The organism is Pseudoalteromonas mucoides, from assembly GCF_049257175.1.
Lineage (GTDB): Bacteria > Pseudomonadota > Gammaproteobacteria > Enterobacterales > Alteromonadaceae > Pseudoalteromonas.
Map to the genome: position 1 here is coordinate 108,939 of NZ_JBMMUC010000007.1, position 14,808 is coordinate 123,746.

General features: G+C 40.0%; 13 protein-coding genes. 1 reads left to right on the forward strand and 12 read right to left on the reverse strand.

Going from position 1 to position 14,808, the window contains the following annotated elements; all coding sequences use genetic code 11:
* Nucleotides 1–20 precede the first annotated feature (20 nt).
* The 12 genes from AAEU30_RS09715 to AAEU30_RS09770 form a co-directional block, all read right to left on the reverse strand.
* The gene (locus tag AAEU30_RS09715; protein ID WP_421960327.1) at nucleotides 21–2,756 is read right to left on the reverse strand and encodes an ExeM/NucH family extracellular endonuclease; all 2,736 of its coding nucleotides are present in this window, start codon (nucleotides 2,754–2,756) and stop codon (nucleotides 21–23) included.
* A gap of 166 nt (nucleotides 2,757–2,922) precedes the next feature.
* The gene (gene hemB, locus AAEU30_RS09720) at nucleotides 2,923–3,930 is read right to left on the reverse strand and encodes a porphobilinogen synthase (RefSeq protein ID WP_421960328.1); all 1,008 of its coding nucleotides are present in this window, start codon (nucleotides 3,928–3,930) and stop codon (nucleotides 2,923–2,925) included.
* 9 nt (nucleotides 3,931–3,939) lie between these two features.
* Entirely contained in the window at nucleotides 3,940–5,793 is a 1,854-nt protein-coding gene (locus AAEU30_RS09725) for a sensor domain-containing diguanylate cyclase (protein ID WP_421960329.1), read from the reverse strand.
* A 2-nt stretch (nucleotides 5,794–5,795) separates the two neighbouring features.
* Entirely contained in the window at nucleotides 5,796–6,578 is a 783-nt protein-coding gene (locus AAEU30_RS09730; RefSeq protein WP_421960330.1) for a TatD family hydrolase, read from the reverse strand.
* Complete coding sequence (locus tag AAEU30_RS09735) at nucleotides 6,578–7,099, reverse strand: hypothetical protein (RefSeq protein ID WP_421960331.1); 522 nt, start codon at nucleotides 7,097–7,099, stop codon at nucleotides 6,578–6,580. The genes AAEU30_RS09730 and AAEU30_RS09735 overlap by 1 nt, the downstream gene beginning before the upstream one ends.
* A complete protein-coding gene (gene tatC / locus AAEU30_RS09740) occupies nucleotides 7,100–7,843 on the reverse strand; it encodes a twin-arginine translocase subunit TatC (protein WP_087531289.1) in 744 nt (247 codons plus the stop codon).
* Nucleotides 7,844–7,889: 46 nt separating this feature from the next.
* Nucleotides 7,890–8,219: a Sec-independent protein translocase protein TatB gene (tatB, locus tag AAEU30_RS09745; RefSeq protein ID WP_290209980.1), complete on the reverse strand. Its 330-nt coding sequence runs from the start codon at nucleotides 8,217–8,219 to the stop codon at nucleotides 7,890–7,892.
* Nucleotides 8,220–8,224: 5 nt separating this feature from the next.
* Nucleotides 8,225–8,464 carry a Sec-independent protein translocase subunit TatA gene (tatA, locus tag AAEU30_RS09750; RefSeq protein ID WP_087531287.1) on the reverse strand — a complete coding sequence of 80 codons (240 nt, stop codon included), beginning with the start codon at nucleotides 8,462–8,464 and terminating at the stop codon, nucleotides 8,225–8,227.
* Nucleotides 8,465–8,531: 67 nt separating this feature from the next.
* Nucleotides 8,532–10,136, reverse strand: coding sequence for a ubiquinone biosynthesis regulatory protein kinase UbiB (ubiB, locus tag AAEU30_RS09755; RefSeq protein ID WP_421960332.1), 1,605 nt, complete (start codon nucleotides 10,134–10,136; stop codon nucleotides 8,532–8,534).
* A 17-nt stretch (nucleotides 10,137–10,153) separates the two neighbouring features.
* Entirely contained in the window at nucleotides 10,154–10,759 is a 606-nt protein-coding gene (locus tag AAEU30_RS09760) for a ubiquinone biosynthesis accessory factor UbiJ (RefSeq protein ID WP_421960333.1), read from the reverse strand.
* Between the two features lie 37 nt (nucleotides 10,760–10,796).
* Nucleotides 10,797–11,552, reverse strand: a complete 756-nt coding sequence (gene ubiE, locus AAEU30_RS09765) for a bifunctional demethylmenaquinone methyltransferase/2-methoxy-6-polyprenyl-1,4-benzoquinol methylase UbiE (RefSeq protein WP_087531284.1) — start codon at nucleotides 11,550–11,552, stop codon at nucleotides 10,797–10,799.
* Nucleotides 11,553–11,650: 98 nt separating this feature from the next.
* Complete coding sequence (locus tag AAEU30_RS09770; RefSeq protein ID WP_421960407.1) at nucleotides 11,651–12,637, reverse strand: GGDEF domain-containing protein; 987 nt, start codon at nucleotides 12,635–12,637, stop codon at nucleotides 11,651–11,653.
* Nucleotides 12,638–13,070: 433 nt separating this feature from the next.
* Here AAEU30_RS09770 and AAEU30_RS09775 point away from each other — a divergent pair, with 433 nt between their 5' ends.
* The gene (locus AAEU30_RS09775) at nucleotides 13,071–14,771 is read left to right on the forward strand and encodes a DUF885 domain-containing protein (RefSeq protein WP_421960334.1); all 1,701 of its coding nucleotides are present in this window, start codon (nucleotides 13,071–13,073) and stop codon (nucleotides 14,769–14,771) included.
* Nucleotides 14,772–14,808: the final 37 nt, after the last annotated feature.

A 14,808-nucleotide genomic window follows, 5' to 3' on the forward strand; every position in this document is an offset into this window, starting at 1 on the left:
GCATTTTTATTACTTATAATTTATTTTTTGGCTTTTCTTCTCGCCAAAAATGGTAATGCTAATAAGCTGAACCACGCTAATGAGCCCGAATCATCTTCATCATCGTCTGTTTCATCATTGCTTATATTTATAAATACTAATTGTGCAGCGGACAAATTGCCTACGCTATCCTGTGCCTGCACCATTAATGTGATCTTATGTTCAAACTCATAGTCAAGCGCTGCTGCGACAATAAGCTGGCCTTGTTCATTTATAGTGATTGCTGAGTGACCAGACACAATAAATTTAGTGACAGGCGTGTAGTCACTATCTGCATCTGTAAACTCTAAAGTGCCAATAACAGTGCCAATATCTGCGCTTTCAATGATATTAAAGCTTTGCTCAGCGGTTAACACTGGAGCTTGTGGCTCTGGAGTTGGCTCAGGCTCTACTTCTGACTTGATATCAATGATAACAGGGTCGTGATCAGATGCGCGATAAGCACTTTGTGAGTAAAGGCTAGCGACTTGGTTATCTGACTTAAATTCAACGTTATAATCCAGACTGATCGGTTCGTCAGCATTGATATGCCAATCAGTTGCGGCGACAACTTTATCCAGCAGGCTTTGTGTTGCTACAGCATGATCTAGGCTGCCCAAGCGGCCTGAAAAGCTATATGAATAGCCCAGTGTATTACCATCAAGCTCAGCAATCACATTTTTATAGCCCTTATCAGCGAATGCACGAATTGGATCTTCCATTGCATATGCGTTCATATCACCAACGAGAATGATGTCTTCGTCTTCAACACCTGTTGGTTTGCTGTCTAGCCAATCGGCAAAGGCATTCGCACCTGCTACACGAATTTCATTCCAGCAAGATTGTCCATCACCTAAATCAGCATTATTACCGTCAGCGCTGCCGCAGCTACCTTTTGATTTTAAGTGAGCTACAGCGACAGTGAATACTTCACCTGAATTTATTGCTTTAAAGCTCTGAGCAATTGGCGCACGGTTACTGTAGTCAAATGGGTACTCAGTGGTTATTGCAGGAGTACCCACTTCATTGACCATATTTGCACGATAAATTAGGGCAGTAGTAATGGCATCAGTACCAATTTGGCCAACGTTAAAGTCTACAAACGCGTATTCGTTATTACTGTCAGCGTCGTTCAATGCAGACACTAAGCTTGCAACAGCACTGTATTCATCAAAGCCATCATTTTCAATTTCCATCAAACCAATAACATCAGCCTCTAATGCGGTGATAGCACTTACCAATTTAGCTTCTTGACGAATTAACTCCTGCTCAGAATCGGCGCCACGGCTGGTCGGGAAGCCACCGCCTTGACCGTCACCATTAAAGTAGTTTAGTACATTAAAGCTCGCTATCCGTAAGTTTGCATCAGAGTGTAATTTAGGAGCATCAGTACGTGGGTTTGTAGCAGTAAACTCAGGTTGTACTGTTGGGTGAATACGGTAACGGTCAAAGCTGTAACCCAAAACGCCAGTAATAACGCTGACAGAGTCGCCCAAACGTAATGTATTGAAGGCATCCAACCCTGTTCCAGGATAAGGTACCGAGTCAAGGTTTTGTTTCGTTGAGCCATCATCCAATAGAATTTGTTTCTTCTGATTTTCAATTTCTACTGCATTTGCAGTATCACCCGGTAAAGCTACTTGTGTGCCTTGGTATAAGCGTTCTGTAGCAAGGCCAACCTCTCCATAGCGACCAAGACCATAATTGTTGGTGACAACGAGTGTCTGATCTAAGGTCACTAGCATACCTTCATAGGCTTCTAGGTCGCTTACACTTGCAACTGGCAAGGTAATTTTTGTAGCCGTTGTTGTTAAGCCTGAAGCACATATTTCGATTTGGCTTACATCGCCAATTTGTGTCGCACTGTAATATTCAGCAACTGTACCTTTGACGCGAATATGGTCACCGACAGCTACATCGGTATCTGAAAAATATACAAACACGCCTTCCGATGTTAATGGGTTGGTATCAATATCTGCTTCAAGAGAAGTAATAAAGAAGCCATTTAATTGCTCGCTTCCTTGGAAATCAGCAGTAACGATACCTTCAAGCTCAATTTCTTGATTTAGTAATGGGCTATCGCCTCCTTCGGCTTGGACTGCATTAATGAGCGTTTTAGCTGCGCCACACTCTAACGGCGTTACCGGTTCTGGCTCTGGTTCAGGTGTTGGCTCAGTACTTTCTCCGTGGAAGCCTAGTCCGCTAAAGTCATCTTTATCAAATTGCAGCCATTGCTCACTCGGATCAAACTCGGTAGTTGCATCTGTATGGCCAGATGCTATATCAGACTTGCGGCGTAGTGTTTTATCTTTAGTTGTTACACCACCATTGCTCCAAACCCCATCAGCTCCTATTTGACCAAAGCTATCAACTACACTGGCACCTAAGGTAAGGGTTAAAGCATCATCACCATTAAAGTTTACTGCGCTACTGAATAGATCTGCTTTATTCTTTAATTCATCTACAGCTCTACTATCAGAAGTAACAATTACATATGTGCTGTTTGCGGCTATTGAACCTGTCAGATTCTCGCTTGATGTTGCTGATACATTTTTATTTGAAAATAAATTAAGTGTATAACCGTCTAAAGATATGGCATCAGATGATGTGTTATAAATTTCAATCGCTTTATTATAACCACCCCCTTCAACATATTCTGAAATGATTAGGTTTGCTGATGCTGGAGCACTAAGGCTTGCAATAACAAGCGCCAGTGGCGTTATTTTTGTAGTAAACATTATTATTTTTTCCCGTGTATTGTGTCCCAAATGGGACAAACAGTTTAAGGAAAATTTATGACAAAGAAAATACAATATGTTAATTTTATGAAAATAAAAAGGGCGGATAATCGCCCTTTATTGAATGATCTATCTAGAACAGTATCTATTTAACCTACCATTCAAGTTACTTATTAAGCCATTGCGCAGCTTGTTTTGCAAAGTAAGTTAAGATCCCATCAGCTCCAGCACGTTTAAACGCGAGTAGAGACTCCATAATTGTCGCTTCTTCGGCTAACCAACCGTTATCAATGGCAGCTTTATGCATCGCATATTCCCCGCTGACCTGATAAGCAAAGGTTGGCACGCCAAATTCTTCTTTGACACGTCGTACAACATCTAAATATGGCATGCCGGGTTTGACCATTACCATGTCTGCACCTTCTTGTAAGTCTAAAGCAACTTCGCGAAGTGCTTCATCAGAGTTTGCAGGGTCCATTTGATAGGTTTTTTTGTCGGCGCCTTTTAAATTACCAGCAGAGCCTACCGCGTCACGAAAAGGTCCATAGTAACTAGATGCATACTTTGCAGAGTACGCCATAATACGAGTGTGAATGTGACCATCAGCTTCAAGCGCTTCACGAATAGCACCAATACGACCATCCATCATATCGGAAGGAGCAACAACGTCAGCGCCAGCCTCAGCATGTGAGAGCGCCTGCTTAACTAAAATTTCGGTTGTAACTTCGTTAATTACATAGCCTTCATCATCAATAATGCCGTCTTGGCCATGAACTGTAAACGGATCAAGTGCAACGTCGGTGATTACTCCAAGCTCTGGGAATGCCGCTTTTAATGCGCGAACAGTACGCTGTGCAAGGCCATCATCACTGTACGCTTCCTCGGCTAGAAGCGATTTCTTGTCTGCTGGAGTGACGGGGAAAATAGCGACAGCAGGTACGCCCAAATCAACCAATTCTTGTGCTTCTAAAAGTAATAGATCGATAGATAAACGCTCAATACCTGGCATTGACTCTATGCTTTCACGGCGATTTTTTCCTTCAAGTACAAATACTGGATAGATTAAATCATTAACACTTAGTTGATTTTCAGCCATAAGGCGACGTGAAAAATCATTACGACGCATTCTACGCATGCGTGTATATGGGAAAAGATCCAGACCTGATTGGGCCATTATTTGCTCCTAGTCTAATATTGGAAAGCTGATTACGCGATTACGACCATTTTGCTTGGCGTGATAAAGTGCTTTATCCGCGCAGTCAGTGAATAATCCAGGGTTATTAATATCTTCTGCGATAGCGCTATAGACACCTGCGCTAATTGTAAATTTTATATCTGAGTTGGCAATAGTAATCGTAGTATTCATTATTGATTGTCTTATAGAGTCGGCAATCTCTAAAGCACCTTGCATCGGGGTGTTGGGAAGTAACACGACAAACTCTTCACCACCGTATCGAGCAACTTCGTCAAGTGGGCGTTTTAAGTGGCTTTTTATTATATCAGCCACAGCACGAATTGTTTGATCACCGATTAAATGACCATAACTATCATTGATCACTTTAAAGTGATCGATATCGAGCATGATAATACTTAAGGGGGTTTGTTCTCGACGAGAGCGGCGTAAATCCATGACTAACTTTTTGTCGAAATAACGTCGGTTTTTAATTTTTGTTAACGGGTCTTCCATATTGAGCTGCTCTAACTCGCGATTTTTTTCTTCAAGCTCACGTAAGGTAACTTGTAGCTCAAAAGTTCGCTCTTCAATATTGCTTTCTAAGTCTTGTCGAGCTTGCTCTTGCAATGCCAAGCGTTCGTGCAATAACTTATCTTGAGCCTCATTTTGCGCTATTTTTGCTTGTTGTAAGGCTGTTTGTGCATCGCGCTCAATGATGAAATGCCTAATAGTGGCAAAGCTTAAACTTAAGGCGCAGATTAAAAAGCTAATAAACATAAAGGGCAAACTTCGAGAGTTTAAGTCGAAGATGTTAAATACAACGATGTTTAGATAAATTAAAGAGGCGCAAAAAATTATAGCCCCTGTTAACAAAGCATTCAGTGGTTGGCTGGGTTTATGCTTAATGTTTATAGTAATAACAATGCTGTGTATGAGCATCATTAACAGACTTGCAAGTAAACTATAGCTTACAAATAGTTGAGTTGGCAGCCACCAAGTAATAAGTAAACTGGTAAGCAAAAGATAATTACTCCAAGTATGTATCTTATCGAACTGAGGCCAAACAATCTCAGCTTTTAATTGCTCAAATAAGGGCTTGAATAAGTAAGTGGTAATTAACAACATGCAGGGAATAGCAAGCTGTTGCAAGCTTGGTAAAGAAGGGTGGAAATAACGATAACCAAAGCCATAAAGGTAGATGAGTAATAACCATAGAGTAACAAGTATACCTGCGGAGAGCGCAAAGTAACGTTTTCTAGAAAAAACAAATAACACAAAGCAAGTAAGAGCGAGAGATAAAATAAAACCTACAAGTAAGCCATAGAGTAGGTTAAATTTACTTTTATATTTTAAATACTCATCGTTTTGCCAAATACTTAGGGGCACTCTTAAACCGGCTTGATTTTCAACTCGTAATAACAAGGTGGATGTACTTTGTGCAGGCAGGTTTAATTTTACTAATAAGGATTCATTTTTTATTTGCCTGTTTTTAAGGGGTAATGCATCACCAATCTCTTTAAAAAGTAAAGTTTCATCACGGTGATAATGATAAATAGACACTCTATCTAATAGCGGATTATCAATAGATAATAAGATAGCCAGATTGGTTTGTTCAGTATTATTTAGTTGAACGCGTATCCACGCGACTTGTTCACTGAGACCTAGATTTAAGTTATGTTTGCGAGTAGTATTACGCCAGTTTGTTATTGTTTTAGCTTGTTCGATTGTCAGGGGCTCAGCTGTATATTCAAAAGGAATATCTTGTAAGTGACTGAGCTGTTTATCAAGCGAAATACTGGTTGCAAAAGTTGCAGAGGAACTAAATATAAGGAAGCTAAGCAGCAACCACCAAGCACACCGCATAATCAAGCCTTAGTGATAAATAGCTGTTGAAAGTTAAGTGTAGTTTGTTTCGCTACTGTTGCAAAGTCTAAGCCTTTTAATGTTGCAATAGTCTGGCAAACGTAAGGTAGGTAGCTGGGCTCGTTACGGCGTGATTTTGGTTTTGGCTTAATTGTTCTGGGTATTAGAAAGGGGGCGTCTGTTTCTAACAATAACCGCTCTAATGGAATACTAGGTATAAGCTGCTGTAACTCTTGACCCCGACGCTCGTCGCATACCCATCCAGTAATGCCTATATATAAATCTAATTCTAGGTATTGTGCTAAAGCACTCTCATCACCAGTAAAACAGTGAAGTACACCGCGTATTTTATGTTGCTTCAAAATTTTCAGCATATCTTCACTCGCATCGCGTTCATGCAAGTATACCGGTAAATTTAACTGTTCAGCTAGTTTTAGCTGACGCGTCAATACGCTTCGTTGAGTATCTCGAGGTGAAAAGTCGCGGTTATAATCTAGGCCACATTCACCAATAGCCACTACCTCAGGTTGAGCAGCAAGTAAACGTAGTTGTTGTTCTAATTGTTGGTCCGCGGTTTTAGCGTCGTGGGGATGGACACCAGCAGTAGCCAATAACAGGTGTTTTTTTGCAAGATTCAATGCTTGCTGGCTGCTTGGTATATCGCAGCCAATAAGTAGCATTTGGTTAATGTTTTCTGCTTTAGCGCGGGCAATAACAGCTTCATGGTGGCCATCAAATTGATGATTTGTAAGGTTTATACCCGCATCGATCAGCATAGGGTTCATTAATCAGTACGTTTCACACGAATAGTACGATTTAGCCCTTTTTTCTTCAGCAAAAAGGAATTGAGCATACCACGTTCGATAATGACTGTGTCACCAGAATCTAAACGTAATCGGTCTGAACCTATTTGACGCCATTGCTGGCCGTTATCAAGTGTAATGATCAGCTCGCCATATGGTGCTTCTTTAACATTAGTAACGTTTGCTGTAATTTCGTCATCATTTTCTTTTGCGACTTTTTTGTGCTCTAAACCAAAATCTTCATTTTTTGTTTTCACTATTTGATCTGTAGCTACCACTGCAACGGCTGTTGCATCAGATGCGACCGTCTCAGTAGAGGTTAATTGTTTTGTCGTTGTTGGCTTGCTTAATGATTTTCCTGCCATAGTGTTGTCGTAGCATAAGAGACGATTAAAATCATTTTCAACGAAGGTGCAGGCCTGTAGTGCCTGTAAGTTTACTTCGTCGGCATAAACTGTTGATGCACTTAAAAGTACTATTATTGGTAATATTTGTTTTTTCATTTATTCCTCTGACTCATCTTGCTGAGGCTTAACACTATAAAAAGCCGCTAAAATTAATCCCAATTCAAATAACAGTAGCATCGGAAATGCTAATAAAGTTTGTGATAGTACATCTGGTGGGGTTAAAAACATGGCCACCACGAAAACACCAACCACAATATAAGGGCGTTTCTCTTTTAAACTTTGAGTAGTTGTAGCGCCACTCCAACATAGCAACATGATTGCTACAGGTATTTCAAATGCGACACCAAAGGCAAAAAATAGCTTTAGAGCAAAGCTTAAATAGCTGCTTATATCCGGAGCTAATGTCATCATTTGTGGACCAACACTGGTAAAAAAGCCCAGTATGATAGGTAATACCACAAAATAACAAAACGCAATACCGCTATAAAACAATAGAATACTCGATGCTAATATTGGCATTAACATGCGTTTTTCGTGTTTGTATAATCCTGGTGCAATAAACCCCCAAATTTGGTGTAAAATAACCGGGATTGCAGCAAATAAAGCGACAAATAAGGTTAACTTAAACGGTGCAAAAAAGGGGGCTGTTACATCGGTTGCAATCATAGTCGCAGTACTAGGTAAGTGCGCGACTAAAGGTGCTGCAACAAAGCTGTAAATATCATTTGCAAAATAAACGAAGGCAATAAAAAACAATAAAATAGCTAGTAGTGCCTTCATTAACCTATTACGTAATTCAATTAAATGACCAACAAAGCCAGATTGAGTTTGTTCAGTCATAATTTAATCATTACCTATGAATAGACCACGGACAGCAAAAATAATTTCATTTTTGTTCATCAATATTCACTTTATCGGTTGGCTCAGACGTTTTTTTATAGCTGTGGGTAACTGAGTCAGCTGCTTTTTGAAGTTCATCAACAGAGTCTTTTAAAGCGGGGCTTAAGTCTTGCATACTTTGTTGCTCAGCTTTTTTAAGGTTTTGATGTAACTCATGCACCCGAAGTTCTTCGTTTACTTCTGCTTTGACTGAGTTTGCCATCGTTTTTATTGTTTTAATCCAGCGGCTTACAGTTCTAATTGCAACAGGTAATCGCTCAGGACCAAGTACAATAAGGCCCACAATCAAAACCACAATAAGTTCCCACATGCCCATTTTAATTAAGCCTTATGGTCTTCTTTGCTTTTGTCAGTCGTTTCTTTATTTTGCACTGAGTTATTAGACTGCTCTATGTTGTCAGTGGTTTTTGCTTGTTCTTCTTCAGATACAGCTTTTTTAAAGCCTTTTACAGCGTTACCTAAATCACCGCCGATACCGCGTAGTTTTTTAGTGCCGAAAAGTAGCACTATAATTGCTAACACTATTAATAATTGCCAAATACTGATACCGCCAAAGCCCATGATCTACTCCAAATTTTATTGTATGTTTACGCTGATTATACTCAGCAAAATGTAAATAGCACTTAGTTTATGCGTTTCGCCACGCTAAAATAAAGCCAATTAATGAACAGCTAGCTGCAACAATGCTGGCTATTATGTCGCTTTGTAAGTAACACAAACCTGAGACTATCATTGCGGCGCCAGCAAACACTCCCATGATAAGTGGTTTATGTGACGCTGGTGCTGCTAGTGGTTCACTTGTTTTGCATTGCTGCTTCAAGTTGTAATAAATTAGATCTGGTAATTCGGGCATTTTTTCAGCCCAAAATGGCAAATTAGCATACATTTGCTTAAGTACCGCGAGTGGCCCTACTTGCTGCTTGACCCAGTCTTCTAAAAAAGGCTTCGCTGTTTGCCACAAATCAAGTTGTGGGTACAGTTGCCGTCCGAGGCCTTCAACATACAGTAAGGTCTTTTGTAATAGCACTAATTGTGGTTGAACTTGCATATTAAAGCGACGAGCGGTATTAAATAGGTTGACTAACACATGACCAAACGAGATCTCAGCTAGCGGCTTGTTAAAAATCGGTTCGCACACTGTGCGAATGGCAAACTCAAACTCTTCTACACTGGTATCTTTAGGCACCCAGCCTGAATCAACATGCAACTGCGCAACTTGGCGATAATCACGGTTAAAGAAGGCGATGAAGTTTTCTGCTAAATAACGCTTATCTTCTTTATTAAGTGTGCCAACAATACCGCAGTCTATACCAATAAACTTAGGGTTTTCTGGCGTATCATAAGAGACAAATATATTACCCGGATGCATGTCAGCATGAAAAAAACTGTCGCGGAAAACTTGTGTGAAGAATACTTCAACACCACGCTCGGCAAGTAGTTTCATATTGGTGTTTTGCGCCATTAGGGACTCTGTGTCAGATACCGCAATCCCGTAAATACGCTCCATCACTAAAATATTCGATCGGCTGTAATCACTGTAAACATAAGGTATATATAGCGAGTCAGAATTTTCAAAGTTGCGTCTTAGCTGAATAGCATTGGCACCTTCACGCATTAAATCGAGCTCATCAAGTAAGGTTTTTTTGTACTCTTTGACGACCTCTACTGGGCGCAGGCGCTTTGCTTCATTAACGAGTTTTGCTACTACCTTTGCAAATTGCTCCATTAACGCTAAATCAGCATCAATTTGTACTTTGATATCAGGACGAATCACTTTTATCACCACGTCTTGTGGTTGATTGTGCTCGTCAATTAAGGTGGCAGTATGTACTTGTGCGATAGATGCAGAAGCAAGGGGCGTTTGCTCAAAATCGCTAAAGCACTCACTAATATCGTTTATTTCCAGAGCATTTTCAATAAGCCGTTGCGCAAGCTCGCCTTCAAAAGGTAATACTTTATCTTGCAACAGAGCCAGTTCTAAAGCGATATCATGCGGCAGTAAATCACGACGTGTCGACAACATTTGGCCAAACTTAATCCAAACAGGACCTAGTTGTTGTAACGCAAGGCGTAAACGTAAACCCGGTGGCTTTTCTTTGTGTTTGTTTTTCAACCAAAATAAACTGGCTCGGCCAACTTTGCCATACCAAGGTATTTTTTGCGGTGGAATTAATTCATCTAAACCATAATTAAGCAGGGTTTTGGTTATGTAATAAAGCCGAGCTGCTGACACAAATAATCCTTACTGATTTAGTGGTGCTGAAGTAATTGGTTAATACGTTGCTCAAGTTGAGCAACTTGCCCTTTAAGTTGGCGCGTTTGCAGTTTGAATTGGTCAAGCTCAAGAGAGTGAATCGTCACCTTAAGTTCGTCTTGGCATAGCTGGGTTAAGGTAACAGCCAGTTTCTTGTCAACAATAAGACCTTGGCGTTTCGCATTTCGTATTGCGTACCACAGTTGTTGTGCAGGTGCATCGCCTAAGTAATGAGAAAAATGTTCCGGCCAATCTATATCCATAGCTGAAAATGCGTTGCTAAAGCTTTGCGCTATATTTAAATCGCCTTGTAAATCTAACTTGTCTTGGCGGATTAATTGCGTCAGCATTGCAGGGTTTTTAAGTGCTATCAGAGTTTCAATGTCACCGCTGATCATGCAGTCGTATTGCTGTTCATTGGTGCAATATAAGTGCAATTGCTGCCCAGTAAATACGAGTGAAAATTGCTGCTGCCAATCACGAATATCAATTAATAGCTTTTTATGAGCTACAGGCTCAAGCTTATCAATTAAGGTGTTATCAAGTTTTAAGCTGGTATTTAAAATGCGTTCAACTAGCGCAACAATAAAGTTAGTCAACATAACAACACCTTAATTCGGTTTTGGTAAGAATTATATTTTAATATTTAAAACCACGGTGTAGGGCAACAATACCACCGGTTAAATTTTGATAAGTCGTTTGTTCAAAGCCTGCGTCTTCCATCATGCTTTTAAGGGTATCTTGATCTGGGTGCATACGAATCGATTCTGCCAAGTATTTGTATGAATCGCCATCATTAGCAACGAGCTTACCCATTGTTGGCAGTAGATTAAATGAGTAAAAGTCATAGGCTTTACTTAAAACTTCATGTTCAGGTTTTGAAAACTCTAATACCAATAAACGTCCGCCTGGCTTTAAAATACGGTACATAGAACGTAGTGCTTTATCTTTATCCGTGACATTACGTAGACCGAACGCAATAGTGATTAAATCAAAGCTGTTATCTGGAAATGGCAACGCCTCAGCATTCATTTGCACATAGTCAATATTACCAACGAGGCCTAAGTTATGCAGTTTTTCACGGCCTACTTTTAGCATCGATGAATTAATATCACCTAATACGACTTGCCCTGTATCACCGACAAGTTGGCTGAATTTAGCGGTTAAGTCGCCAGTACCACCGGCTAAGTCGAGAACGTGATGCCCTTTACGAACACCCGAGCTGGCAATGGTTTGGCGTTTCCACAAACGGTGAATACCAAAAGACATGAGATCATTCATTACGTCATATTTTGCTGCAACGGAATGAAACACGTCAGCAACCATAGAAGCTTTGTCTGTTTCGGCAACGGTTTTATAGCCAAAATGCGTAGTCTTTTCTTGATTCTCGTTCATGATAAATCTCTATCGTGGTAATAGAGACTAGTGTACTTGATAGTACCCCTGAGGTGCAATTTGATTATAGAAAAAATGCTTTTGGATCAAGCGTGAGGTTATTGTCCAGTGATAAAGCTGCTTTGTCTTAGTGACTTTGCTTTGTAGGCCGCATTTGATGCTTTACGGGCGAGCTTATTAAAGTCCTTTTCATCTTGGTGCTTCGCAATGCCAAGGGACAGGTCAATGGTGGGTAATTTAAGACCGCTCTTAGAGCTGACAAAACGTAGCTTTTCAACACCATTACGGACTTTTTCAGCAATAACATTGGCAGTTTCAGGATCTATATCAGCTAATAAAATAGTAAAAGCATCTTTGCCCGTGCGACCCGGAAGTCCACTTTCAAACACGTACTTTTGTATTTGCTTGGCTACTTTATTTAAAATAACTTCGCCAATCATGTCGCCATAATTATCGATAAAGTGGTCTAAATTATCAATTTGAATAGCAATTGCACATACAGACTTGTTTTGCTCTAACCAAAGCTGAGTTTGCTGGTTTAAATAATGGCGCTTATATAAGCCCGTTTGCTGGTCTGTGATATGTTGTTTACGCAGCTGTACTAATTGTTGCTGGGTTTTTTCTTGCAGCCTTTTTGCTTTGATAAGTTCTTTTTTAAACTGTTGATGTTGGGTAAGTAATTGAGCTGTATGTTTGCTCAATGTATCAAGTGCTAGTCGACTTTTTTGAACATTCTTTTCATCGAGCGAATGTACGCAATCACTCACTTGGTTAGCAAAACGAACAATATCATGTTCTGTTGATTTAGCACTGCGTGATAGTGAGTTAATTATACCATCGACATTGCGCACCATTGATGTTTCAGTCTGGTGGGCTTGGTCCATATAATCAAAATATAGCTGCTCTATATAGACACAGTCTATTTCTTGGCCAAGCGCAATAGCGCGGTCTAAAGTGGCGTTAAGTTGTGCATTTACTTGACTGATATAGCTATAAACAACGTTATAATTTAAGGGGGAGGGTGGTAATGCATGACGTTCTAAAAAGATACATACTTTTGTCATTTTTTCTTGAGCAATCGCCATGGAGTCATGGAACATCATTTATTTATACCAATTAAATACGCATAACAGCTAAATTAAATAACTCACTCCTTAAGACATCAGCGCAATCCCAGCATTTGATACTTACCTACATTAATCTGTATCGCGCGTATTTAAAAGTAAAAAAGTGCTTTTTACCATGGATATTTACTTTTTTGCCGAACGATAGCTTGTTTTATAAACGATAACAAAGTGCTGTTTAAGCACTAGACAAACCTTGATGTAAATTCAACCTGAGCAAAGTAACTCTTGGTCGCATTTATTTTGGTAAAACTGATCGAATAAGGTAGTTTAAAATCAACTAAAGTTCGCAGAGCCTTTTAAGATGAAAATAAAGTTCAAAAATAAACTACCAGCAGTTTTTCGCCATTCTGTATTAAGCATCGCGTTTGCATGTTCCTTAAGTGCCTGTCAAATGACGAGTGTTGATAGTGATCAACAATTCACTGCAGTGGCGCAATCAATCGTTGATTATCGCAAAAGCATCAGCCCATATAGCAATCCTGAGGGAGTTGATGGTTATTTATTAAATAACCTATCAGCTGAGTTTTTAAAACAGAAATATCAAAAAAATACCGATCTTTTGGCGCAACTTGATGCTATTAATAAAGACACGCTAAGTGAAGAAAACCGTATTAACTTAACCATCATACGTGCTCAAGTGCAAAACAGCGTCGATGAGTATGTGTTTAATAGCCATTATATGCCGCTGACATCTGAGTATGGTTTTCACTCAAGCTTGTCGTTTATGGTTTCGCAATCTGATTTTAAAACCTCAGCAGACTATCAGCTATATTTAGAACGTTTGCAGCAAGTTCCACGATTTTTCGCACAAAACATTGGGTGGATGCGTAAAGGCTTAGAGGTCGGGTTAACTCAGCCTAAAGCGGTATTGGTAGGCTATCAAGACTCAATTACTGCCTATATTGTAGATGATGTAACGCAATCAGAATTTTATAAACCATTTTTAACTAACACCGCAGGCTTACCTAATAATGAGTTTAGTGCGCTGCAACAGCAAGCAAAAAAAGTAATTAAAGAACAAGTGGTTGGTGCATATAAAGATTATCTGACCTTCTTTAACGAAGAATATCAACCGGGCGCGCGCAGTGAAATTGGTATTTCAAGCACGCCAAATGGCGAAGCATTTTATGCAAACCGTGCAAAGCATTACACTACGACAGACATGACACCAAAAGAAATCCATGAGCTGGGTTTAAAGGAAGTGGCTCGTATTCGTAGTGAAATGGACGAGGTAATTAAAGAAGTGGGTTTTGAAGGTTCGTTTGCCGAATTTGTACATTTTTTACGAACCGATCCACAATTTTATGCCACCACACCAGAAGAGTTGTTAAAGGAAGCCTCTTATATTGCGAAGAAAATGGATGCGCAATTACCAAAGTTGTTTCATACCTTGCCTCGTATGCCCTACGGTGTAGCTCCTGTGCCTGCTAGCATCGCGCCAAAATATACAACAGGTCGTTACTCTGGTTCGCGCCGTGATGATCAAGCTGGGTATTATTGGGTAAATACGTATGCACTTGATAAGCGCCCGCTTTACGTTTTAGAAGCGTTAACTCTGCATGAAGCAGTACCTGGTCATCACTTACAAATTTCGTTAAATGCAGAGCTTGAGTACTTACCAAGTTATCGTCGCGATGCATATTTATCCGCGTTTGGTGAAGGGTGGGGGTTATATTCTGAATACCTAGGCCTTGAAGCGGGTTTTTATCAAGACCCTTATAGTAATTTTGGCCGTCTAACTTATGAGATGTGGCGCGCTGCACGTTTAGTGGTTGATACTGGCATGCATATGTATGGTTGGAGCCGTGAGCGCGCGATGAACTTTATGAGTGAAAACACCGCACTTTCATTGCATAACGTCAAAACAGAAACCGATCGTTATATTTCGTGGCCTGCACAGGCGCTATCATACAAAATTGGTGAGTTAACGATTAAGCGTTTACGTAAAGAGACAGAACAAGCGCTTGGCCAAGATTTTGATATTCGTGAGTTCCATAATCAAATATTACGCCATGGTTCAGTGCCATTGTCAGTGCTTGAAGAGCAAATCCAGTTATACATCCAGTCTGAGTTAGCTAAATCTAACGCTTAACTCAAATCTTTATTTATAGGTCAGTAGTTTAATGCTG

Coding starts and splice junctions, on each gene's coding strand:
- AAEU30_RS09775 (WP_421960334.1), top strand. CDS start 13,071: ATGACGAGTGTTGATAGTGATCAACAATTCACTGCAGTGGCGCAATCA.
- hemB (WP_421960328.1), bottom strand. CDS start 3,930: ATGGCCCAATCAGGTCTGGATCTTTTCCCATATACACGCATGCGTAGA.
- AAEU30_RS09715 (WP_421960327.1), bottom strand. CDS start 2,756: ATGTTTACTACAAAAATAACGCCACTGGCGCTTGTTATTGCAAGCCTT.
- tatA (WP_087531287.1), bottom strand. CDS start 8,464: ATGGGCTTTGGCGGTATCAGTATTTGGCAATTATTAATAGTGTTAGCA.
- AAEU30_RS09735 (WP_421960331.1), bottom strand. CDS start 7,099: ATGAAAAAACAAATATTACCAATAATAGTACTTTTAAGTGCATCAACA.
- AAEU30_RS09770 (WP_421960407.1), bottom strand. CDS start 12,637: ATGGCGATTGCTCAAGAAAAAATGACAAAAGTATGTATCTTTTTAGAA.
- AAEU30_RS09760 (WP_421960333.1), bottom strand. CDS start 10,759: ATGTTGACTAACTTTATTGTTGCGCTAGTTGAACGCATTTTAAATACC.
- tatB (WP_290209980.1), bottom strand. CDS start 8,219: ATGGGCATGTGGGAACTTATTGTGGTTTTGATTGTGGGCCTTATTGTA.
- tatC (WP_087531289.1), bottom strand. CDS start 7,843: ATGACTGAACAAACTCAATCTGGCTTTGTTGGTCATTTAATTGAATTA.
- ubiE (WP_087531284.1), bottom strand. CDS start 11,552: ATGAACGAGAATCAAGAAAAGACTACGCATTTTGGCTATAAAACCGTT.
- AAEU30_RS09725 (WP_421960329.1), bottom strand. CDS start 5,793: ATGCGGTGTGCTTGGTGGTTGCTGCTTAGCTTCCTTATATTTAGTTCC.
- AAEU30_RS09730 (WP_421960330.1), bottom strand. CDS start 6,578: ATGAACCCTATGCTGATCGATGCGGGTATAAACCTTACAAATCATCAA.